Annotated in this window: 22 protein-coding genes; 10 read left to right on the top strand and 12 right to left on the bottom strand. The window is 53.6% G+C overall.

What is annotated here, in order from left to right; genetic code table 11:
• A complete protein-coding gene (locus AC1MDE_RS15985) occupies positions 1-648 on the bottom strand; it encodes a metallophosphoesterase (RefSeq protein ID WP_034828689.1) in 648 nt (215 codons plus the stop codon).
• A 251-nt stretch (positions 649-899) separates the two neighbouring features.
• Here AC1MDE_RS15985 and AC1MDE_RS15980 point away from each other — a divergent pair, with 251 nt between their 5' ends.
• From AC1MDE_RS15980 to AC1MDE_RS15970, 3 genes are all read left to right on the top strand, one after another.
• Entirely contained in the window at positions 900-1,631 is a 732-nt protein-coding gene (locus tag AC1MDE_RS15980) for a class I SAM-dependent methyltransferase (protein ID WP_479402587.1), read from the top strand.
• Between the two features lie 255 nt (positions 1,632-1,886).
• Positions 1,887-2,147, top strand: a complete 261-nt coding sequence (locus tag AC1MDE_RS15975; RefSeq protein ID WP_072226520.1) for a DUF3761 domain-containing protein — start codon at positions 1,887-1,889, stop codon at positions 2,145-2,147.
• A gap of 62 nt (positions 2,148-2,209) precedes the next feature.
• Complete coding sequence (locus AC1MDE_RS15970) at positions 2,210-2,488, top strand: hypothetical protein (protein WP_479398730.1); 279 nt, start codon at positions 2,210-2,212, stop codon at positions 2,486-2,488.
• 42 nt (positions 2,489-2,530) lie between these two features.
• On the opposite strand, the gene AC1MDE_RS15965 is transcribed toward AC1MDE_RS15970, so the two are convergent.
• From AC1MDE_RS15965 to copC, 5 genes are all read right to left on the bottom strand, one after another.
• Positions 2,531-2,698, bottom strand: coding sequence for a hypothetical protein (locus AC1MDE_RS15965; RefSeq protein ID WP_166932300.1), 168 nt, complete (start codon positions 2,696-2,698; stop codon positions 2,531-2,533).
• Positions 2,699-2,806: 108 nt separating this feature from the next.
• Complete coding sequence (locus AC1MDE_RS15960) at positions 2,807-3,133, bottom strand: hypothetical protein (RefSeq protein WP_479402586.1); 327 nt, start codon at positions 3,131-3,133, stop codon at positions 2,807-2,809.
• 464 nt (positions 3,134-3,597) lie between these two features.
• Positions 3,598-3,945 carry a YebY family protein gene (locus tag AC1MDE_RS15955; RefSeq protein WP_034828876.1) on the bottom strand — a complete coding sequence of 116 codons (348 nt, stop codon included), beginning with the start codon at positions 3,943-3,945 and terminating at the stop codon, positions 3,598-3,600.
• Positions 3,946-3,973: 28 nt separating this feature from the next.
• Positions 3,974-4,855 carry a copper homeostasis membrane protein CopD gene (copD, locus tag AC1MDE_RS15950; RefSeq protein ID WP_058960174.1) on the bottom strand — a complete coding sequence of 294 codons (882 nt, stop codon included), beginning with the start codon at positions 4,853-4,855 and terminating at the stop codon, positions 3,974-3,976.
• Positions 4,856-4,858: 3 nt separating this feature from the next.
• A complete protein-coding gene (gene copC / locus AC1MDE_RS15945; RefSeq protein WP_058960175.1) occupies positions 4,859-5,236 on the bottom strand; it encodes a copper homeostasis periplasmic binding protein CopC in 378 nt (125 codons plus the stop codon).
• A 153-nt stretch (positions 5,237-5,389) separates the two neighbouring features.
• Between copC and AC1MDE_RS15940 the strand changes: the two genes are divergently transcribed.
• Entirely contained in the window at positions 5,390-5,620 is a 231-nt protein-coding gene (locus AC1MDE_RS15940; RefSeq protein WP_034828680.1) for a DNA polymerase III subunit theta, read from the top strand.
• Between the two features lie 7 nt (positions 5,621-5,627).
• The gene (gene exoX, locus AC1MDE_RS15935) at positions 5,628-6,296 is read left to right on the top strand and encodes an exodeoxyribonuclease X (protein WP_480344824.1); all 669 of its coding nucleotides are present in this window, start codon (positions 5,628-5,630) and stop codon (positions 6,294-6,296) included.
• Here exoX and AC1MDE_RS15930 read toward each other — a convergent pair.
• Both AC1MDE_RS15930 and AC1MDE_RS15925 read right to left on the bottom strand, forming a co-directional pair.
• Positions 6,290-8,353, bottom strand: a complete 2,064-nt coding sequence (locus AC1MDE_RS15930; protein ID WP_480344823.1) for a prolyl oligopeptidase family serine peptidase — start codon at positions 8,351-8,353, stop codon at positions 6,290-6,292. The genes exoX and AC1MDE_RS15930 overlap by 7 nt on opposite strands.
• Before the next feature lie 127 nt (positions 8,354-8,480).
• Complete coding sequence (locus tag AC1MDE_RS15925) at positions 8,481-8,993, bottom strand: phenolic acid decarboxylase (RefSeq protein WP_480344836.1); 513 nt, start codon at positions 8,991-8,993, stop codon at positions 8,481-8,483.
• Between the two features lie 92 nt (positions 8,994-9,085).
• Here AC1MDE_RS15925 and AC1MDE_RS15920 point away from each other — a divergent pair, with 92 nt between their 5' ends.
• A complete protein-coding gene (locus AC1MDE_RS15920; protein WP_480344822.1) occupies positions 9,086-9,958 on the top strand; it encodes a LysR family transcriptional regulator in 873 nt (290 codons plus the stop codon).
• Positions 9,959-9,975: 17 nt separating this feature from the next.
• Here AC1MDE_RS15920 and AC1MDE_RS15915 read toward each other — a convergent pair whose 3' ends face one another.
• Positions 9,976-10,617, bottom strand: coding sequence for a tellurite resistance TerB family protein (locus AC1MDE_RS15915; RefSeq protein ID WP_480344821.1), 642 nt, complete (start codon positions 10,615-10,617; stop codon positions 9,976-9,978).
• A 161-nt stretch (positions 10,618-10,778) separates the two neighbouring features.
• Between AC1MDE_RS15915 and purT the strand changes: the two genes are divergently transcribed.
• On the top strand, positions 10,779-11,957 hold the full coding sequence (gene purT, locus AC1MDE_RS15910) for a formate-dependent phosphoribosylglycinamide formyltransferase (protein ID WP_058960180.1): 1,179 nt from the start codon (positions 10,779-10,781) through the stop codon (positions 11,955-11,957).
• 81 nt (positions 11,958-12,038) lie between these two features.
• Here the strand turns inward: purT and AC1MDE_RS15905 are convergent, their stop codons facing one another.
• The 3 genes from AC1MDE_RS15905 to zwf form a co-directional block, all read right to left on the bottom strand.
• On the bottom strand, positions 12,039-12,677 hold the full coding sequence (locus AC1MDE_RS15905; protein WP_058960181.1) for a bifunctional 4-hydroxy-2-oxoglutarate aldolase/2-dehydro-3-deoxy-phosphogluconate aldolase: 639 nt from the start codon (positions 12,675-12,677) through the stop codon (positions 12,039-12,041).
• A gap of 196 nt (positions 12,678-12,873) precedes the next feature.
• The gene (locus tag AC1MDE_RS15900; protein WP_479398747.1) at positions 12,874-13,317 is read right to left on the bottom strand and encodes a hypothetical protein; all 444 of its coding nucleotides are present in this window, start codon (positions 13,315-13,317) and stop codon (positions 12,874-12,876) included.
• Positions 13,318-13,499: 182 nt separating this feature from the next.
• Entirely contained in the window at positions 13,500-14,975 is a 1,476-nt protein-coding gene (gene zwf / locus AC1MDE_RS15895) for a glucose-6-phosphate dehydrogenase (protein WP_034828667.1), read from the bottom strand.
• Positions 14,976-15,348: 373 nt separating this feature from the next.
• On the opposite strand from zwf, the gene AC1MDE_RS15890 reads away from it, so the two are divergent.
• The 3 genes from AC1MDE_RS15890 (at position 15,349) to AC1MDE_RS15880 (ending at position 19,082) form a co-directional block, all read left to right on the top strand.
• Complete coding sequence (locus AC1MDE_RS15890) at positions 15,349-16,194, top strand: MurR/RpiR family transcriptional regulator (protein WP_058960231.1); 846 nt, start codon at positions 15,349-15,351, stop codon at positions 16,192-16,194.
• A 117-nt stretch (positions 16,195-16,311) separates the two neighbouring features.
• Positions 16,312-17,754 carry a pyruvate kinase gene (gene pyk / locus AC1MDE_RS15885; protein WP_479402582.1) on the top strand — a complete coding sequence of 481 codons (1,443 nt, stop codon included), beginning with the start codon at positions 16,312-16,314 and terminating at the stop codon, positions 17,752-17,754.
• Between the two features lie 92 nt (positions 17,755-17,846).
• The gene (locus tag AC1MDE_RS15880; RefSeq protein ID WP_058960182.1) at positions 17,847-19,082 is read left to right on the top strand and encodes an MFS transporter; all 1,236 of its coding nucleotides are present in this window, start codon (positions 17,847-17,849) and stop codon (positions 19,080-19,082) included.
• Positions 19,083-19,085 lie beyond the last annotated feature (3 nt).

Genomic DNA, 19,085 nt, shown 5'->3' with positions numbered 1-19,085 from the left:
CTATTGAAGCTGAACCAGCGTTAAGCGATTACCGAACACTGCGCCGGTGTCGATGTAATGCTGGTTCGCCACATTGAGCGGCTGTTCCAGTGGCGTGTGGCCGAAATAGAAATCGCTCGCACCGTCAATACTGGCGGAGGCGCCACGATGATGGCGGCCGAGGCGATCGCGGCTCCACACCACCTGATGCCAGTCCACGTCCTGACCCAACTCATAATGGCTGGCTGGATAGTCGGCATGGGCGATAACCACCACGCGATCGGCTAACTCCAGATGCAAAATCAGTGGGAGATCGGCACAGCGTTTCAGCGCATGGCGTGCGGCAATTAAATCCGCCCCTTTTAACTGCCAGAACCAGTCACCGCCGTTCATCATCCACAGCATAGGGTCTTGCCCTTCCAGCGCCGACAACGCCATCTGTTCATGATTACCGCGCACACAGCGAAACCATGGCTCCTGCAACAGCTGTAGGCAGCCGGGGCTGTCAGGACCGCGATCGATCAAATCCCCTACCGACAGCAGCAGGTCTCGCTCTTTGTCGAAGTCATGCAGAATGAGCTGCGAGTCCAGTTGAGCGCGGCAACCATGCAAATCGCCCACCACCCAAATGTTACGCCACGTTTTGGCACTCACCGTTTGGTAAAACATGTAATCTTCCCCGGTTGACTGGAAGTTTAGTGAACCCGGCATAAAGTATAGTCCGGTGAGATGAAGCCAGGGGAGGGAGCAGCGTGAGCAGCCGTAAACAATTTATCGGTGTACTGGTGTTTATATTTCTCGGCAGCCTGTTGTTGCTGGAATCGCTGGCGCGTTTGGTGCATCTGCTGTTTGTGGGCTAATCGCTGTTTCCTGTCGCGCTAAACACCTAAACTCCTTTCGATTCATATAAAGGAGCCAATATGAGCCAGAACATTTACGATAACCCCACCTTCTTTGCCGGTTATGCTACTTTACCCCGCTCGGTGGAAGGATTGGATGGCGCACCTGAGTGGCCCGCATTACGAGCGATGCTGCCCGATCTGAATGACTTACGCGTCGTTGATTTAGGCTGTGGATACGGCTGGTTTTGCCGTTACGCGCAGCAGCATGGTGCCCGTGAAATCCTGGGGATTGATGTCTCAGAAAAGATGCTGGCGCAAGCGACCGCCATGACTTCTTCACCGAACATTCGCTATCAACGTGCGGATTTAGACACTCTGCAGCTCGATAAAACCTATGATCTTGCCTACAGCTCACTGGCATTACATTACCTGAGTCACATCGAGCCGTTATTCACCACCCTGTTCGATGCATTAAAACCTGGCGGTATGCTGATCTTCTCCTGCGAACATCCCATTTATACCGCTCCGCTTCAGCAGCAGTGGATTGTGGATGATCAACAGCAACGCAGTTGGCCGATCAATCATTATCAACAGGAAGGCGATCGCATCAGTAATTGGTTTGCCGATGGCGTGAAGAAGCAGCATCGCAAATTAGCCAGTTGGATCAATGCGTTGATTGGTGCCGGATTCGAGATTGTGCATCTTGATGAATGGGGGCCTGACGACGAGCAGGTAAAACAGAATCCAGGCTTAGAGGAAGAGCGCGACCGCCCGATGATGTTTTTACTGTCTGCCAGAAAACCAATATGAGTTTCAACAGTGGCTGCGTCCTGCAGCCCTGATGAAAGTCCCGTCCGGCGCTTATCTCCGGCGCTCATTAAAGGCGTTAGCTCTGTGCGGGACGGCGATCACTTTATCAATCCAGACAATTCCGAACAAGTCAAATGATATTAACTATCATTCTCATCATTGCTTTTTTACGCTTCGCTTACATTAGTGATGTTTATTTAAGCTTTCTTCCTTCCTGCCGATAACGTCCTATCCTCTTTCCTTCTTTATGAGAATATGAAAACGCTTTCTGTTATCACACTTATCCTGTTGCTTGTCAGCATGCCCACTCACGCCAAAAAGCATGTTGAACTGATTGAGCAAGGCAGTTACATCAACAGCGAAGGACAATCGATTCATCGTCCTGCACATACGCAAAATAATGACGTTCCCGATGGCGCAACCGCTCGGTGTCGCGATGGGTCATACAGTTTCAGCACCCATCACCGCGGGACCTGTTCTCGCCATGGTGGCGTTGCGGAATGGCTGGCATCTTAAGCCACACGCAATAAGCAGCATGTGCCAGGCTTAAAGGACACTATTTTCTTAAGGAGTGAGCAATGAAAGACTATTATAAAATCGATCTGGAGCTTTTTATGCAAAATAACGTGGATTTGATTCGCGAAATAAAAAGCAAAGCGCCGGTTTATGCCGATGAGTTGGGATTAGAGCTGGTGCAGTATATTAACCGCGAAGTGAAACAAGCCCATCTGGATTATATCGAAAGCCTCGGCGTGCGCGATCCTTATGAATATTATGTCTCGCAACATGAAGAGGATCGCCACCAGGCTGACACGCTGATTGCTCAACATCGTGCCGCTTTACGCCACACCGCTTAACTGACTGATTCGCCACACAAGCCGTGTGGCAAACGCTGTTCTTTAATGCGAGAGAAAGAATATTGCCAGCAGGAAGAATACCCACAATCCGGCAAAGGTCGCAAAGCCGACACGAGGCGTTTTCGTCCGACCGACTACCACACCGATAAAGATGCTTAGTAGCGTTAAGGTGCCAATCATTACCCAGAGAAGATATTGCGCATTTGCCATGAAGGATCCTTATTAATCGGCAATAAAAACAGTGCGCACTCTTATACCATTTTTCACGCTAAGGGGCTGCTGTTAAATGTCCGCATCTTTCGTGCTGGCTTGAATTCATTACGCCGGTGGGTGGCTGCAACGCACGGCTTTTAACTGTTCCAGCTGAGTTAACCGTGTCGAGGCATGCTTGTTGGCGCTAGCCTTAGCGATACCGTTGCCGATGCCAAAGTCGCCGATAAAACCAATCACCGTTAGTGCATCAAACTCGCCGGTTTTGTCAATCTGCTGCTGCACACTGTGGGATTTGGCGATCTCTTGATCCAGTGCCGCACAGTTGTAGGTTTGCGCTTCTTCATCACTGACTTTGGGTGATTGCGGGTATTGTTTCAGCGCACAGCCACTGAGCAGCAGGATAGTGGTGAACAGTACAGCAGGTTTGAACATCTCAAGGCTCTCGTTTTGGCTGGCATGGTGGGTATATGGCTGAGAGGAAATGTAGCACGTGAAGCGTGGCGCGATTGGGTGAATAACTGGGCGATTTGCGAGCATTTTGCGCAAAGATTGGGTTAGGATTGCGGGATATGAATTTAATTCGGATATAAAGGTTTAGGACAAATTTCGGGAAATCTGGGTGAGGAGTAAATTATAATAATATCAATTAGATAAAAAAAGACCCAATACGATTCCTGTATCGGGTCCAGGGAAATGGCTCTTTGAGAGCCGTGCGCTAAAAGTTGGCATTTTTGAAGGCGAGTTCGCCTTGCCATTTAAAGGTAGTCCAAGGGTGGTTATTTTCCAGCCAACCGTCACGATGCGGTCAGGAAGCTGCCAACTCTGTGATCGTGCTGACACATCGGAAAAGCAAGCGTAGCGGCAAAACTGTGCGCTACGCCCGAATTTTGCAGGGATTACTTACCGCACAACTGCTGCGCGCGATCAACGATCGGTTGCAGGCTCATTTTCTGGCCAGGATGTGCTTTGTCTTCCGCCACGATGGTATCGATGGATTGCAGTGTGCCCTTGCCGGCATCAGCGCGTGCTTGGGCTTTATCATTCAGCGGATACTGCAACAAGGTGCTCGGATTGATGGCAAACAGCGCGCCGTCTTTCTCACAGGTCAGCATCACCTCTTCGCGGGTGAAGGGCCATTTGTCTTTGCCAATCTCAAAGCGGCTGACGGTAATAATCTGTGCGGCCATCGCCTGGCTGCACAGCGCCATCAGAATGCAGGCTGGAATCAATTTCTTCAGCAAAATGTTGACCTCATTTTTCATTTATGACAATTCAGGCCGGTGACAGCGTGGCAAACACGCTAACCAATCCGACAACAACAATGGCCAGCAGCAGCTCAAGCTGCGTCAGGCGAATAAACTGCTGCGGCGCGTGGCTGCCCGCGACGCGAAAACCTGGCACCAGAACATAGCGATTGATCAGCGCAATGCCCACCATCATCATTACCAGCATCACTTTGACCACCAGCATCGCACTCCACAGGGTGGTGCCCCAATTGAGCGGTGTGCCGCCAATCAGCAGGCTGTTGTTCAGCCCGGTAAGCAGCGCCAGTGCGACAGCCAGATGCCCATAACGCGAAAAGCGCATCATGCAGCGAATCGCATCGGTGCGATACCTAATCTGACGGGCTTCACGCATTAGCAATAAGAGAGGCAGTAAGCCGCCGGTCCAGAACGCAGCAGCAATCAAATGCAGCGCGTGATTGATCTGCTGCAGCAAACCGGGTAAACCATCGCGCATGGCGGCATGTCCGACGCCTGCCAGCGCCACCAGCTGTAACAGACCACTCACCAGCAAAAGCTGCTGGCGCAGTGTGCCACGCATCAGCAAGGCCAGCGTGCTCAGCAGTGCGAAGCCCAGCTCCCAACGCCACACTGCGCCGAAGCGCGTCGCTATAACCGCCTGCCAGGTTTCCAGGTCACCGACATTGTGCCAGTCACCGCTCATCAAACCGGTTTGCGTGGCGAGCATTAACACCGCACTGAGCAAACTCAATAGCGCCGTCGTGACTAAAATTTTGTGTAAACGTTGCGCCAGCACCGGGCGATAACGCCGCGGTGCCAGCAGAGCCGTGTAGAACGCACTGCCAGCCAGCAATAGCACCGCAATAAAATGCAGGGCGCGCAGGACAATCCACAACGTGCTCAGGCTCATCGATTACTTCACGCTGAACGCGTAGCTTCCCTTGGTTTTGTGTCCATCAACGGACAACACATGCCAGTTCACCTGGTAGTTGCCCGACGGCAGCGGCTTGCTGATCGGCACGATCAACTGATCATGCTGCTTGTCGTTGAGTTTGGCTTTTTCCACGGCCATCGGCTGATTCTGTGCATTGAGCACTTCAACACCGCTGAAGGCAGGCTCAACATCTTCTGTGAAGGTCAGCGTCAGATTTTGTGGCGAGCTGTCGATCACCGCTTTATCGGCGGGAACCGGCGTTTTCAGGTGAGCATGTGCCAGTGCAAACTGACTGAAGACCAACGTGGATGACGTCAGCAACATCGCCACAATCGGGTTTAACGCAGTTTTCTTCATCACTTCTTCCCTTTGCCATGCGGCGCTCTGCCGCAAACGTGGCAGCAGGATACGCCGCTGGCAAAGACGTGTCGAGACTTGCGGTGCGATCCAATTTCCTTGATCCGTAAAGGGGAAACCATTACTTTTGCCCCTGTTTATCAGGAGAAATGCATGAGCCAAAACCTTGCCCTGTTGTCGCAGGAAGAGAAAGACAAAGTCAATGTCGATCTGGCCGCCGCAGGCGTGGCCTTTAAAGAGCGCTACAACATGCCCGTGATCGCGGAAATGGTCGAGCGCGAGCAGCCGGAAGCGCTGCGCGAGTGGTTCCGTCAGCGTTTGATGAGCTATCGCCAGGCATCGCTCAGCCTCTCTCGCCTGCCCTACGAACCCAAACAGAAGTAATTAACCTATGTTACGCGTTATCGATACCGAAACCTGTGGCCTGCAAGGCGGCGTGGTCGAAGTCGCGTCAGTGGATGTGATCGACGGACAGATCGTCAATCCGATGAGCGATTTGATTTGCCCGGACCGCCCTATCAGCCGTCAGGCGATGGCGGTGCATCGCATTACGGAAGCAATGGTCGCCGATAAGCCGACCATTGAAGAAGCGATTGGTCGCTATCATGGCAGCCCACATTATGTGGCGCACAATGCCAGTTTTGATCGTCGTATGTTGCCGATCATGCCCGGTGAATGGATCTGCACCATGACGCTGGCGCGCCAGCTGTGGCCGGGCATTAAGTACGGAAACCAGGCACTGCGTCACAGCCTGAAGCTAGACGTCACGCCACCTGCTGAACTGCATGCGCACCGTGCGTTGTATGACTGCTATGTCACCGCTGCGCTGCTGATCCGCATCATGGAGACCTCCGGCTGGAGCGTCAGTGATATGGTCGGCCGCTGTCAGCCCGTAGAAGTCAGCGGCGATGTGTTCCCGTTTGGTAAATATCGCGGGCAAAGCATTGGCAGCATTGCGCGTAAAGATCCCGGCTACTTACGCTGGGTGCTGGAGAATGTGCGCGATTTGCGCCCACCATTACGGCAGGCGCTGCGCAAGTACGTGAAAGTCGATCAATAATCGACGCGGTCTGGCAAGCTGCCCTGCGCCAGACCGATCAGGAAGGTAAACTCTTGCGCTACCCCTTCATAGGCTTTAAAACGCCCTGATTTACCACCGTGACCGGAATCCATCTCGGTACACAGCAGCAGCAGTGTATCGTTGGTTTTCAGCTCACGCAGTTTTGCTACCCACTTCGCCGGTTCCCAATACTGCACCTGGGAATCGTGCAATCCTGTCGTCACTAACAGATGCGGGTAGGCTTTCGCTTCGATGTTGTCATACGGGCTGTACTGGCGAATGATGTGGTAAAACTCTTCTTGCTCCGGGTTGCCCCACTCGTCATATTCGCCGGTGGTTAGTGGGATCGACGGGTCCAGCATGGTCGTCACCACATCGACAAACGGCACTTGCGCCACAACACCGTGGAACAGTTCGGGGGCAAGGTTCATCACACCGCCCATCAACAAGCCGCCCGCACTGCCGCCCATCGCATACAGCTGCTGCGGATTGCCGTAGCCTTTCGCCACCAGCGCCTGCGTCACATCAATGAAGTCGGTGAAGCTATTCATCTTCTTCTTCAGGCGACCATCGTCGTACCACTGCTGCCCCAGTTCGCCACCGCCGCGCACATGGATAATCGCGTAAACAAAACCGCGTTCCAGCAAGCTAATACGACTGGTGCCGAAACTGGCATCCATGCTACTGCCATAGGCACCATAGCCGTAAGCCAGCAGTGGATTACTGCCCGATTTGAAATGCTTACGGTGATAGACCAGCGACACCGGCACTTCAGTGCCATCACGCACCGTGATCCAGTGATGTTCGCTTTTGTAGTCATCTGAGTTGAAGCCCGGCACCGGCGTCTGTTTCAACACCCGGCGGTCGCCCGTCTCCATATTGAGTTCAAACAGCGTGGTTGGCGTAGTCATGGATGAATAGCCATAACGCAGCGTGTCACTTTCCGGCGAAGGATTGTATGCCAGCCAGGTGACGTAAGCCGGATCGTCAAAGGCGATCCCGATGCTTTCTCCACTTTCCCAGTTGATCTGGCGCAGCGTGTTGACGCCGCGCTGGCGCTCTTCCACCACCAGCCAATGGCGGAACAGCTGGAAATCCTCCAGCACCACGTTATCGCGTGCCGGAATCAACGCCTGCCAGCGGTTCTCCGCCAGCCATGCGCTGCGATACAGGCCAAAGTTTTTGCCGTCGCGATTCGAGCGAATATAGAACTGGTGATTGTAGTGATCGATGCTGTACTCGTGATCGCGACGACGTGGACAGAACACCTGCGGCTGCGCATCCGGATACTCGGCATCAATTAGCTGGATCTCACTGGTGGTGGTGCTGTACATCGCAATCAGGATGAAGTGCTCGGAGGTGGTTTTGTGCACGCTGAGATGGAAGCTCTCATCCTGCTCTTCATACACCAGCTGATCGTCTGATTGCGGATGACCTAACTCATGGCGCCACACCTGATAGGCCAGTAACGTTTTCGGATGCTTACGCACGTAGTACAGCGTGCGCGAATCATTGGCCCACGCCACGCTGGAAGAAGCATTGCTTAGCACTTCCGGATACCAACTACCACTCTCTAAGTTACGGAAGCGGATGCCATACTGGCGGCGCGACAGAAAATCTTCCGCCAACGCCATCACCTGGTTGTCGGGTGAGATCGCCAGTGCGCCCATGGTATAGAAATCACTGTGAGAAGCTCGTTGATTGCCGTCGATCAGCAGTTGCCAGGGTTCATCCGCTGGTGCGTTCACCGACTGACGAAAATAGAGCGGGTATTCGTTGCCTACCTCATAGCGGCTTTGATAGCGATAGCCGTTTTTTACGTAGGGGACGGAGTGGTCCTGCGGTGGGATGCGGTCGACAATCTCTTTTAATAACCGTTCTTGCAAAGGATCTTGCGACGCCATCATCGCTTTACCGTACGCATTCTCGGCGTGCAGATGTGCCAGAATCTCTGGGTTTTCACGCTCGTCATCGCGCAGCCAGTAATAGTTATCGGTGCGCGATTCACCGTGCAGGTTCATGACGTGGGGGATTTTTTTCGCTTGTGGCTGATGCATTCTGGCTCCTTTCCCTGAAAGACAACATTCAGCAAGCGTGGCACTTATCACGCGGGAAGCCAAGCAGCAGCGCACAGGAAGTGTATCGAAAGGAGCGCTTTTTCATGCGCTCCCTCGTCAATGGTAGTTAACGCAACAAATTAGCTGGAAAATCAGCGGGCAATTCACTGGCCGCACAGGCGATGACCTCATCATTATCGGCACCGCAATCTCGCACCAGTGTGATGGTGGCAAATTCGTCGATCACTTCAGTGGGATAAGCTGGACCCGCTTCGCGATAACGATTCATTTCGTTGAGATGTTCATTCTGGAAGCAAACTGTCTGCTGCGGGTTGTTCATCACCCAGCGGGGGAAGAAGATCGTACCGTGAAACACTCTGTCTCCCAGATTCGCGATCAAACTGACGTCAGTGCCGGTGGGTTCAGTCCAGGAAACTTTGTAGACCTCTTGCGCGATTCGCACAATATAGGCGCGCTGGTCCTTAACCCAACGATTACCCACCATCCCGCTATGAATACGGTAATCAACGGTGCTGGCATTTTTGATATACAGCTCATAGTTCCAGCCATTGTCATAGGTATAGATCAGGTGTTTGCCAACAAATCCAGCCAAATCATTTTTATCGAAGGTACTCATAATGTGTTCTCCTTTGGTTTGAAGCCAGATTACGCCTTCACTTACCTGATGAATAACGCTATGTTTCGATAAAATTCATTCAAAATTTAGATGATATGCATAAATCAACGTTGGAACAGTGGAGCTTGTTAAATGAGGTGGTGCTGCGCGGCAGTTTCGCCAGCGCGGCTGAGTCGACACATCGCAGCCAGTCTTCGGTAAGCTACAACCTCGCCATGCTGCAAGAACGCCTTGAAGTCACCTTGCTGGAGACCAAAGGACGGCGCACCGTGCTGACGCCTGCAGGCGAGAAGCTTCTGGCGCAGGTCAGACCACTATTGAAAGCTTTCTACGCGCTGGAAAGCACCGCCAGCGCTATGCGCAACGGAGAGCGCAGTCGCATCGAACTGATGGTGGATAGCATCTTGCCGCGCGAGCATTTGTTCAGTGTGCTGAGTGAATTCCAGCGTCTCTATCCAGGTACGCAGGTTAACGTCACCGAGGTGTTGGAAATGCAGATACCGGATAATAGCCAGGCGGATGTAATGGTATTGAGCCAGCGCCAGCCCGGGACAGGCCGGGGCGAATGGATGATGAATGTGGATTTCGTGGCTGTTGCGCACCACCAGCATGCGTTACATCAATTGAATGGTGCGGTTAGTGCTGAGCAGTTAGCGGAATATCCGCTGATCCGCATTGCCGATCATCAGCATTTTAGCGTACTGCAGGAGCACCATCAGGGAGAGATCTGGGCTTGTTCCACCATCGAGGCCGCAATTGAGGCGGTAATGCATCAGGTTGGTTATGGTTGGTTACCGGAGACCCGGATTCAGGCCGCCCTGGCGGCAGGAACATTGAAGATGCTGCCACTGCAACAGGGCGTTCGTCGCGTTACAGCGCTGCATTTATTGATCAATAACGAGATCATTGTTATTGATGCACAGTTGCAAACGCTGCTCGATCTGATGCGCAATAAAGCCTGGATATGATCCAGGCTTTAGCGTCATTACGCCGCTTTCTCCGCCTGAATATCGCGCTGAATGCCGTCGCGCACATCCTGTGGGATCTTCAGGGCATCACCCAGTGCAGAGAGATAGCTGCGCTCCATAAAGTGATCCACATCGATGGCGGCACAGCTGAGGAAGTAAAGCTCTAACGCCTCTTCTTCGTTTTTCACATCGGCTGCCAGCCACTGGGGATCGAGCGGACGGTTCATTGCTTGCTTAATCAACGTTTCCGCCTGTGAACCGTAACCCGCATGATGGATATTCTGCTCAATGGCGGCGCGTTCGCGATCGTCAATATGACCATCGCTTTTGGCAGCGAACACTAACGCCGTCACCAAACGTTCAGCGCGCTGATCCACTGGCGTCTGCAACTGACCAAATCCCGGCTCATCCTGATGGGTTTCGCGCACGCGCTGTTTGTACTTATTCCACAGCACGGCGCCCGCTGCCGCACCGCCGCCGACCAGCAAGGCTTTACCGCCGTATTTGGTCAACAGGCTTCGCGTGGACTTGCTGGCCACCAGCAATCCCGCTAAACCACCCAGCGCGCCGGGGGCCAGCATATCGCTCAATCCACCGGCTTTGCCGTCGCCGCCCTTCTTCGCCAGCACCGATTGGATTTGCTGCAACCAATTGCTCATCGTTTAACTCCTGTTTAAGTTTCCGCGTTCCATGCTGCCGTAGCGAGTGTCAGGTAACGTCAGAGCGGGAAAAGTATGGCAAACCTGTTTAAGCCGAATGCGTGAGTACGCAAACGTTTTCGTATATACTGCGCGCGCATTTTGACTGCTAAGGTGAAATTATGACGACTCTCGGAACCGCGCTGCGCCCTGCCGCAACGCGTGTGATGCTGTTAGGTTCAGGCGAATTGGGCAAAGAAGTGGCGCTGGAGTGTCAGCGTCTGGGTGTGGAAGTGATTGCCGTGGATCGCTATGCCGATGCCCCTGCGATGCACGTTGCACACCGTAGCCATGTGATCAATATGCTGGACGGTGATGCGCTGGCTGCGTTAATTGCGCTGGAGAAGCCGCACTTTGTGGTGCCAGAAATTGAAGCTATTGCCACTGAAAAACTGCTGGAACTGGAAGCTCAAGGCCAGAAAGTGGTACCTACCGCGCGTGCTGCGCGCCTGACCATGAACCGCGAAGGTATTCGCCGTCTGGCGGCAGAAGAGTTGTCGTTACCGACTTCAACCTATCAGTTCGCTGACAGCAAAGAGAATTTCGTCGCAGCCGCCAATGAAATTGGTTTTCCGTGCATCGTTAAACCAGTAATGAGCTCATCAGGCAAAGGTCAGAGTTTCATCCGCGAAGCGAGCCAGCTGGATAAAGCCTGGGATTACGCGCAGCAAGGCGGACGTGCCGGTGCCGGTCGTGTGATCGTCGAAGGTGTGGTGAAATTTGATTTCGAAATCACCCTGCTGACCATCAGCGCAGTGGATGGCATCCATTTCTGCGCGCCGATTGGTCATCGTCAGGAAGATGGCGATTACCGTGAATCCTGGCAGCCACAGCGGATGACCGACCTGGCTCTGCAGCGTGCACAAGATATCGCATCTAAAGTGGTGAAAGCGCTGGGCGGATACGGTCTGTTTGGCGTTGAGCTGTTTGTCTGCGGTGATGAGGTGGTGTTTAGCGAAGTCTCGCCACGCCCACACGATACCGGCATGGTGACACTGATTTCTCAGGATCTGTCCGAGTTCGCGCTGCATGTGCGCGCGTTCCTCGGCTTGCCAATCGGTGGCATTCGCCAGTATGGCCCGGCGGCTTCGGCGGTGATTCTGCCACAGCTGGATAGCAACAATGTGCAGTTCGTGAACATCGAAGCGGCATTGGGTGCGGGACTGCAGTTGCGTCTGTTCGGCAAGCCAGAGATTGCTGGTCAACGTCGTCTGGGCGTAGCGCTGGCTACCGGTGACAATACCGATGAGGCGATTGCACGTGCCGTGGCGAGTGCCGCAGCCGTGAAAGTAGAGGGCTAATTCCCTCAGCTGCTGACAGCGAAAAAGGGCGGCCACCAGGCCGCCCTTTCAGTTCCAATGATTCGCACCCTGCCAGATGCGTTACTTCGCGCCTTCAACGGCTTCGCGAGCCAGACGCGTAATGCGATCCCAGTCGCCGCTTTCCAGCACATCGTTCGGCACCAACCACGAACCACCAATACAGAGCACGCTTTTCAGCGCCAGGTAGTCACGATAGTTGGCCGGTGAGATACCGCCGGTTGGGCAGAAGCGCACCTGTGGGAAAGGACCGCCAATCGCTGACAGCGCTTTAACACCACCATTCGCCTCAGCCGGGAAGAACTTAAACTCACGCAGGCCATAATCCATACCCAACATCAGTTCAGAAACGGTGCTGATGCCCGGAATCAATGGCACCGGACCTTCAACGGCGGCTTTTAGTAACGGCTCGGTCAGACCTGGGCTGATCACGAACTGCGCACCGGCATCAGTCACCTCTTTCAGCTGCTGAGTGTTGATCACTGTGCCCGCACCGACAATCGCTTCTGGCACTTCTTTGATCATCGCACGCAGCGCGTCCATCGCCACCGGCGTACGCAGCGTCACTTCCAGCACACGCACACCGCCGGCCACCAACGCTTTGGCCATCGGCACGGCGTGTTCCAGTTTATTCACCACGATCACCGGCACAACCGGGCCCGTAGTCATGATCTGTTCAGCAGTGGTTTTCCAGTTCTTCATCACGTTTCCTTAGTGGCATCAGCCCGACTCGCATCCGGCTGTCAATGTTTGGGCTCTACCATACAAGATTGGCTGGAGCGGCGTCTATCGGATATCAAAAATTATTGAAACTCTGGTTCAATTTTAAGAAAAATGAATTTTCCAATGGGAAGTTTTTTCCTTCTGCATCATTCATCCCATTGCCTGGCATAAATCTTTATCCGAAAAAACCAGATATCAATGACAACACGATAAGTAGCAGGATAATCGCGGACGCAAATGCCATACCCAGCAAAATGGCATGGAATGCGAGCGTTCCGCTGCTAAATATCAGCGCGCCCCTGACACTCCATTTGTTCTCTTTACGCATACCACCTACGAAGGCCATGAGTAAGGCCGCCGTGGCGAGGCTAAGAACAACGGTAGTCAGTATTTGATCGATATTGATTTTCCTGACGGGTTCACTTGAGGAAGGAGCTTTGCCTTTCAATCCGTCGATAACGCCTTTTTTAATCTCGCCAACGTGTCTGGCAACGACACTCTCAAGCGAAGGAGGTGCCGAGTAAGGCCCAGTTGAGAAATGGATAAGGCTGATAATCAGAGCTATCGCTCCCAATATCATACCGGCTGAACTCCATGCATTTTTTACCAACGTATTCACACAATAATCCTTTATTTGATCAACCTGCTCCGTGCAGCAAATACTGTTACACGCTTTCTGACCCGTCAACGCTTACATTTTACAGAAATAAAAAAACGCTTTCGGTGATCATCATCGAAAGCGTTTGTCTGTGGTCTCTAATACCTAACCAGCCGTTAGATCACTGGCTGTGCCATCACAAATTATTCAAACTCATTCCACGAACGGCCATCACGCGTAATCATCGCGACGGAAGCCACCGGGCCCCAGGTGCCAGCCTGGTATGGCTTAGGCGCTTCAGCATCGGCGTTCCATGCATCAATGATGGAATCAACCCAGCCCCACGCCGCTTCCACTTCGTCACGGCGTACAAACAGCGCCTGAATACCGCGCATGGTTTCCAGCAGCAGACGCTCGTAGGCATCCGCCAGATGCGACTGGTTGAAGGTCTCGGAGTAGCTCAGATCCAGCTTGGTAGTCTGCAGTTTGTGCTTGTGATCCAGACCCGGCACTTTGTTCAGGATCTCGATATCCACCCCTTCGTCCGGCTGCAAACGAATGGTCAACTTGTTCTGCGGCAGTTCAGCATAAGAGTCTTTGAACAGGTTCATCTCTGGGTTCTTAAAGTACACAACAACCTCAGAGCATTTGGTCGGCAAGCGCTTACCGGTGCGCAGGTAGAACGGCACGCCCGCCCAGCGCCAGTTGTCGATATCAACACGGATCGCCACGAAGCTCTCGGTGGCGCTCTGCTTGTTCGCGCCCTCTTCTTCCAGATAGCCTGGTACTTTTTTGCCCTGCACGAAGCCGGCGGTGTACTGGCCACGCACGGTTTTTTCACGCACGTTGGTCTGGTCAATACGACGCAGCGAACGCAGCACCTTCACTTTCTCATCACGGATGGCATCCGCACTGAGATCGGATGGCGGTGACATGGCGATCATGGTGAGGATCTGCAACAGGTGGTTCTGGATCATGTCGCGCATCTGGCCAGCTTTATCGAAGTAACCCCAACGACCTTCGATACCCACTTCTTCCGCCACGGTAATCTGCACGTGATCGATGGTACGGTTATCCCAGTTATTCACGAAGATAGAGTTGGCGAAACGCAGAGCCAGCAGGTTCAGTACCGTCTCTTTACCGAGATAGTGGTCAATACGGAACACCTGGCTCTCTTCGAAGTACTTGCCAACGCTGTCATTGATCTCTTGCGAGGTCTCGAGCGAGGTGCCGAGCGGCTTCTCCATCACCACGCGCGCCGGTTTAGCATTCAGCTTGGCGGCGCCCAGACCGTCGCAAATGGCGCCAAAAGTGCTCGGCGGCATAGCGAAGTAGTTGATGGTGACACGATCTTTCTGGTCAAGCATCTTGCCCAGTTTGGTGAAATGCGAGGTGTCGTTAACGTCGAGGTTGCAGAAATCGAGACGGCTGCTGAGCTTATCCCACAGCGCTTCGTCGATTTTCTCCTTCATGAAGGTTTCCAGCGCTTCACGCACCACTTTGGTGTACGCGTCTTTGTCCCACTCCGCGCGCCCCACGCCGATGATGCGTGTGGTGTCGTGAATCTGACCGGCTTTCTCCAGCTGATACAGTGAAGGCAACAGTTTCCGGCGAGCAAGATCGCCTTTGGCACCGAAAATAACCAGATCGCATGCCTGGGCTGTTTGTGTTACCGCCATTTTCCTCTCCTCGTTGCAGGATATACCCGGTTTGAGCGTCCTCATCATCCCAGGTCCTTATTGTAATTTTCTTACAGCACAATGTACTTTTTTCCCCGCATCGGAACAACCCAGACGCGGTGTGGCATTAGCCATTACTTTGAACATGATGGCGAACAAAGGTGTGTTGTGGTGTGCGCTTTTCGCGCTTTTTCTGTTTCGATGTTTGTCGGGATAAAACCCGGCAACGATCAAAGTATGACAAAAAAAACGCGCTTACATTTGTCCGCTGCTGCGTGCGAGGGTGTATTACACGGTATATTGTTGTGAATTGGCAGCGTTTTATCAGGTGATGAACGCGACGAAAGTGATTGAGACGCATCGGGTTAACGACATGCTGGAACATATTCAGGCGCAACTTAACGCGCTGAGCAAATCAGAACGGAAAGTGGCAGAACAGATTCTGGCCGCTCCGCAGAAGGCTATGCACTCCAGCATCGCCACCCTGGCCCGTGCCGCCGACGTCAGCGAACCGACCGTCAATCGCTTTTGTCATCGTATGGGTACGCGTGGCTTCCCCGACTTCAAGTTACGACTGGCACAGAGTCTGGCAAAAGGTCCGAACTGGGTCAGTCGCGATGTGGAAGAAAATGACAGTGTTGAAAGTTACAGCCACAAGATTTTTGATTCCGCCCTCGCCGGCTTAAGCCATGTGCGCCAACAGCTGGATCTTCAGGTCATTGATCAAGCGGTTTTAGCCCTGACTCAGGCCCAAAAAATCGCCTTTTTTGGTCTCGGCGCCTCAGCGGTTGTGGCGCACGATGCGACCAATAAATTCCTGCGCTTTAATCTGCCGGTCATCTGGTCAGAGGATATTGTGATCCAGCGCATGAGTTGCATAAATAGTGGACCAAATGACGTTTTTGTTCTCATATCACATACTGGTCGAACCAAAAATATGATAGAACTGGCTCGACTGGCGCGTGTAAACGCTTCCACAGTACTGGCTATCACCTCTCCGGGTTCACCCCTTGCGGCAGAAGCAACCCTCGCACTGACGCTCGATGTACCTGAAGATACGGATATCTACCTGCCGATGGTTTCCCGCCTTGCGCAATTAACCGTGGTTGATGTTTTGGCGACAGGTTTTACCCTTGAGCGTGGCGCGGCTTTCCGCGAAAATCTGAAACGGGTGAAAGAAGCGCTTAAGGATTCACGCCTGGAAAAGCGGGCGCTGTAAAATAATTAACATCACATTCACAATGTGAGTCGAATCACAGCCCATCGATCATATAGAATATGCGATTACACCGTGTCCCCTTGAGAGTGACACGAACCTTTGTCAACGGAGTCCTTCATGTCAAGACGTCTCAGAAGAACCAAGATCGTAACTACCCTCGGCCCAGCCACCGATCGCGACAATAACCTCGAAAAAATCATCGCGGCTGGCGCGAACGTGGTGCGACTCAATTTCTCCCACGGCACCCCGGAAGACCACCAGATGCGCGCCAACAAGGTGCGTGAGATTGCCGCTAAGCTTGGCCGTCACGTGGCGATTCTGGGCGACCTGCAAGGTCCAAAAATTCGTGTTTCCACCTTCAAAGAAGGCAAAGTCTTCCTGAATGTCGGCGATCGCTTCCTGCTGGATGCGGATATGGGCAAAGGCGAAGGTGATAAAGAGAAAGTCGGTATCGACTACAAAGGCCTGCCAGAAGACGTGGTGCCGGGCGACATCCTGCTGCTGGATGATGGTCGTGTACAGTTGAAGGTGCTGGAAGTTCAGGGTGTGAAAGTCTTCACCGAAGTCGCCGTCGGCGGCCCGCTCTCCAACAATAAAGGCATCAATAAACTCGGCGGCGGTTTGTCTGCAGAAGCGCTGACGGAGAAAGATAAAGTCGATATCATTACCGCCGCGAAAATCGGCGTGGATTACCTGGCCGTGTCCTTCCCGCGAAATGGTGAAGACATGAACTACGCTCGCCGACTGGCGCGCGATGCAGGTTGTGATGCCAAACTGGTGGCCAAAGTCGAACGTGCAGAAGCCGTTGCGTCTCAGGAAGCGATGGATGATATCATTCTCGCCTCTGACGTGGTGATGGTCGCGCGTGGCGACCTCGGCGTTGAAATTGGCGATCCAGAACTGGTAGGGATCCAGAAGGCGTTGATTCGTCGTGCGCGTCAGCTGAACCGTACCATCATCACCGCCACGCAGATGATGGAGTCGATGATCACCAACCCGATGCCAACCCGCGCTGAAGTGATGGACGTGGCGAACGCCGTGCTGGATGGTACCGATGCCGTGATGCTTTCAGCAGAAACCGCTGCCGGTCAGTATCCTGCGGAAACCGTGTCTGCGATGGCAAAAGTGTGCCTCGGCGCGGAAAAAATCCCAAGCGTGAACGTGTCTAAGCACCGTCTTGAAGTGCAGTTCGACAACGTGGAAGAAGCGATTGCGATGTCCGCGATGTATGCAGCCAACCACCTGCAGGGGGTTTCTGCCATCATCACCATGACCGAATCGGGCCGCACTGCGCTGATGACGTCACGTATCACTTCTGGCCTGCCGATCTTCGCTATGTCACGTCACGAACGTACATTGAACCTGACTGCGCTGTATCGCGGCGTGACGCCGGTTTACTTCGACAGCAACAATGATGGTGTAGCCGCCGCGCATGATGCAGTGAACCTGCTGCGCGACAAAGGTTTCCTCGTCTCGGGCGACCTGGTGATTGTCACCCAGGGCGACGTGATGGCAACCACCGGCACCACCAACACCAGCCGTGTTCTGCGCGTAGACTAAACGCTCACGCACCACTCACAGCGGCTGTAACAACATGGATAAACGCGACTGCCTGGCAGTCGCGTTTTTATTTTTTCTGACAAGGAGGCCAGATGGCCCGCTATCAACCGATTACCCAACTTACCGGACGGGTGCTGCTGTTCCCGCTCGCGCTGGTGTTGTTTGAGTTCGCGACTTACATCGCCCATGACATGATTCAGCCCGGCATGCTGCTGGTCACTTCTGAATTCAACGTCGGCCCGGAATGGGTGTCGACTTCTCTTACTGCTTATCTGATGGGCGGCGTGGTGCTGCAGTGGCTGCTGGGCCCGCTCTCGGACAAATATGGTCGCCGTCCAGTCCTGCTGTTCGGCATTCTGTTCTTTGCTGCGGCCTGCATTCTGACCACCTGGGTCACGAACATCGAACAGTTTGTAACCCTGCGTTTCATCCAGGGCATCAGCCTGTGCTTTATCGGTGCAGTCAGTTATGCCGCCGTGCAGGAAGCGTTTAATGAGGCTTTAGCGGTGCGAATGATGGCGCTAATGGCCAACGTGGCCCTCTTAGCCCCGCTGGCCGGTCCGCTGGCGGGTGCCGCCTGGTTGACCGTGGGTGAATGGCGTAGCATGTTCTGGCTGTTTGCGATTTGTAGCGTGGTGGCCTTTGTGGTGCTGTGGCGCATCATGCCGGAAACCGCTGGCGATCGCAGTCACTCGATTGCCCTGCCGAATCTGGCGCGCGCCTATGGCCGTCTGGCACGCGATCGTCAGGTGATGTATGGATCTTTCGCTATTGGCCTGGTGTTTATTCCGATTCTGACCTGGGTTGCCCTGTCGCCCGTGATTCTGATGCATGACGAGGGCTTATCGCGCATGGAGTATGCGTTGCTGCAACTGCCAGTGTTCCTTGCCATGATCGCTGGCAACCTGACGCTGGGTAAACTGGCGGGTCGCGTTCCCATCGAGCAGCCGGTCAAATTCGCGGCGTGGCCGATTCTGCTGGGTTTAAGCATCTCGTTGCTGGCTAACCTGCTCGACAGCCATACCTACCTGCTGCTGACCGCAGGATTAAGTCTGTATGCCTTTGGTGCGGGCATGGTCAACGCCGGTCTGTATCGTCTGACGCTGTATTCCAGCAGCGAAGGTAAAGGCAGCGTGGCAGCCATGCTGGGTATGATCAGTATTCTGACGCTGGCCATCGGGATTGAACTGGCGAAAGCAGGCTACTTCAGTGGTGGCACGCCATGGTTCAGCGGCATCAATTTTGCGGCGGGTGTGCTGTGGTTTGGCCTGGTCACACTGTTCCTGCGTGAACGTATCCGACGCAGCCACGTTGAAGCGGTAGAATAATCA

This window comes from Pantoea folii (assembly GCF_056678875.1).
Note: the sequence above shows the minus strand (reverse complement) of the source record. Positions and strands in the feature narration are given on the sequence as shown.

Excerpts from the sequence above, each read along its gene's own strand:
- AC1MDE_RS15985 (WP_034828689.1), bottom strand. The coding sequence starts at position 648 with ATGTTTTACCAAACGGTGAGTGCCAAAACGTGGCGTAACATTTGGGTG.
- AC1MDE_RS15930 (WP_480344823.1), bottom strand. The coding sequence starts at position 8,353 with ATGCATCAGCCACAAGCGAAAAAAATCCCCCACGTCATGAACCTGCAC.
- copC (WP_058960175.1), bottom strand. The coding sequence starts at position 5,236 with ATGAAGAAAACTGCGTTAAACCCGATTGTGGCGATGTTGCTGACGTCA.
- pyk (WP_479402582.1), top strand. The coding sequence starts at position 16,312 with ATGTCAAGACGTCTCAGAAGAACCAAGATCGTAACTACCCTCGGCCCA.
- AC1MDE_RS15940 (WP_034828680.1), top strand. The coding sequence starts at position 5,390 with ATGAGCCAAAACCTTGCCCTGTTGTCGCAGGAAGAGAAAGACAAAGTC.
- AC1MDE_RS15905 (WP_058960181.1), bottom strand. The coding sequence starts at position 12,677 with ATGAAGAACTGGAAAACCACTGCTGAACAGATCATGACTACGGGCCCG.
- exoX (WP_480344824.1), top strand. The coding sequence starts at position 5,628 with ATGTTACGCGTTATCGATACCGAAACCTGTGGCCTGCAAGGCGGCGTG.
- zwf (WP_034828667.1), bottom strand. The coding sequence starts at position 14,975 with ATGGCGGTAACACAAACAGCCCAGGCATGCGATCTGGTTATTTTCGGT.
- AC1MDE_RS15965 (WP_166932300.1), bottom strand. The coding sequence starts at position 2,698 with ATGGCAAATGCGCAATATCTTCTCTGGGTAATGATTGGCACCTTAACG.
- AC1MDE_RS15975 (WP_072226520.1), top strand. The coding sequence starts at position 1,887 with ATGAAAACGCTTTCTGTTATCACACTTATCCTGTTGCTTGTCAGCATG.
- AC1MDE_RS15970 (WP_479398730.1), top strand. The coding sequence starts at position 2,210 with ATGAAAGACTATTATAAAATCGATCTGGAGCTTTTTATGCAAAATAAC.
- AC1MDE_RS15890 (WP_058960231.1), top strand. The coding sequence starts at position 15,349 with ATGCTGGAACATATTCAGGCGCAACTTAACGCGCTGAGCAAATCAGAA.
- copD (WP_058960174.1), bottom strand. The coding sequence starts at position 4,855 with ATGAGCCTGAGCACGTTGTGGATTGTCCTGCGCGCCCTGCATTTTATT.
- AC1MDE_RS15980 (WP_479402587.1), top strand. The coding sequence starts at position 900 with ATGAGCCAGAACATTTACGATAACCCCACCTTCTTTGCCGGTTATGCT.
- AC1MDE_RS15915 (WP_480344821.1), bottom strand. The coding sequence starts at position 10,617 with ATGAGCAATTGGTTGCAGCAAATCCAATCGGTGCTGGCGAAGAAGGGC.
- AC1MDE_RS15880 (WP_058960182.1), top strand. The coding sequence starts at position 17,847 with ATGGCCCGCTATCAACCGATTACCCAACTTACCGGACGGGTGCTGCTG.
- AC1MDE_RS15920 (WP_480344822.1), top strand. The coding sequence starts at position 9,086 with ATGCATAAATCAACGTTGGAACAGTGGAGCTTGTTAAATGAGGTGGTG.
- AC1MDE_RS15960 (WP_479402586.1), bottom strand. The coding sequence starts at position 3,133 with ATGTTCAAACCTGCTGTACTGTTCACCACTATCCTGCTGCTCAGTGGC.
- purT (WP_058960180.1), top strand. The coding sequence starts at position 10,779 with ATGACGACTCTCGGAACCGCGCTGCGCCCTGCCGCAACGCGTGTGATG.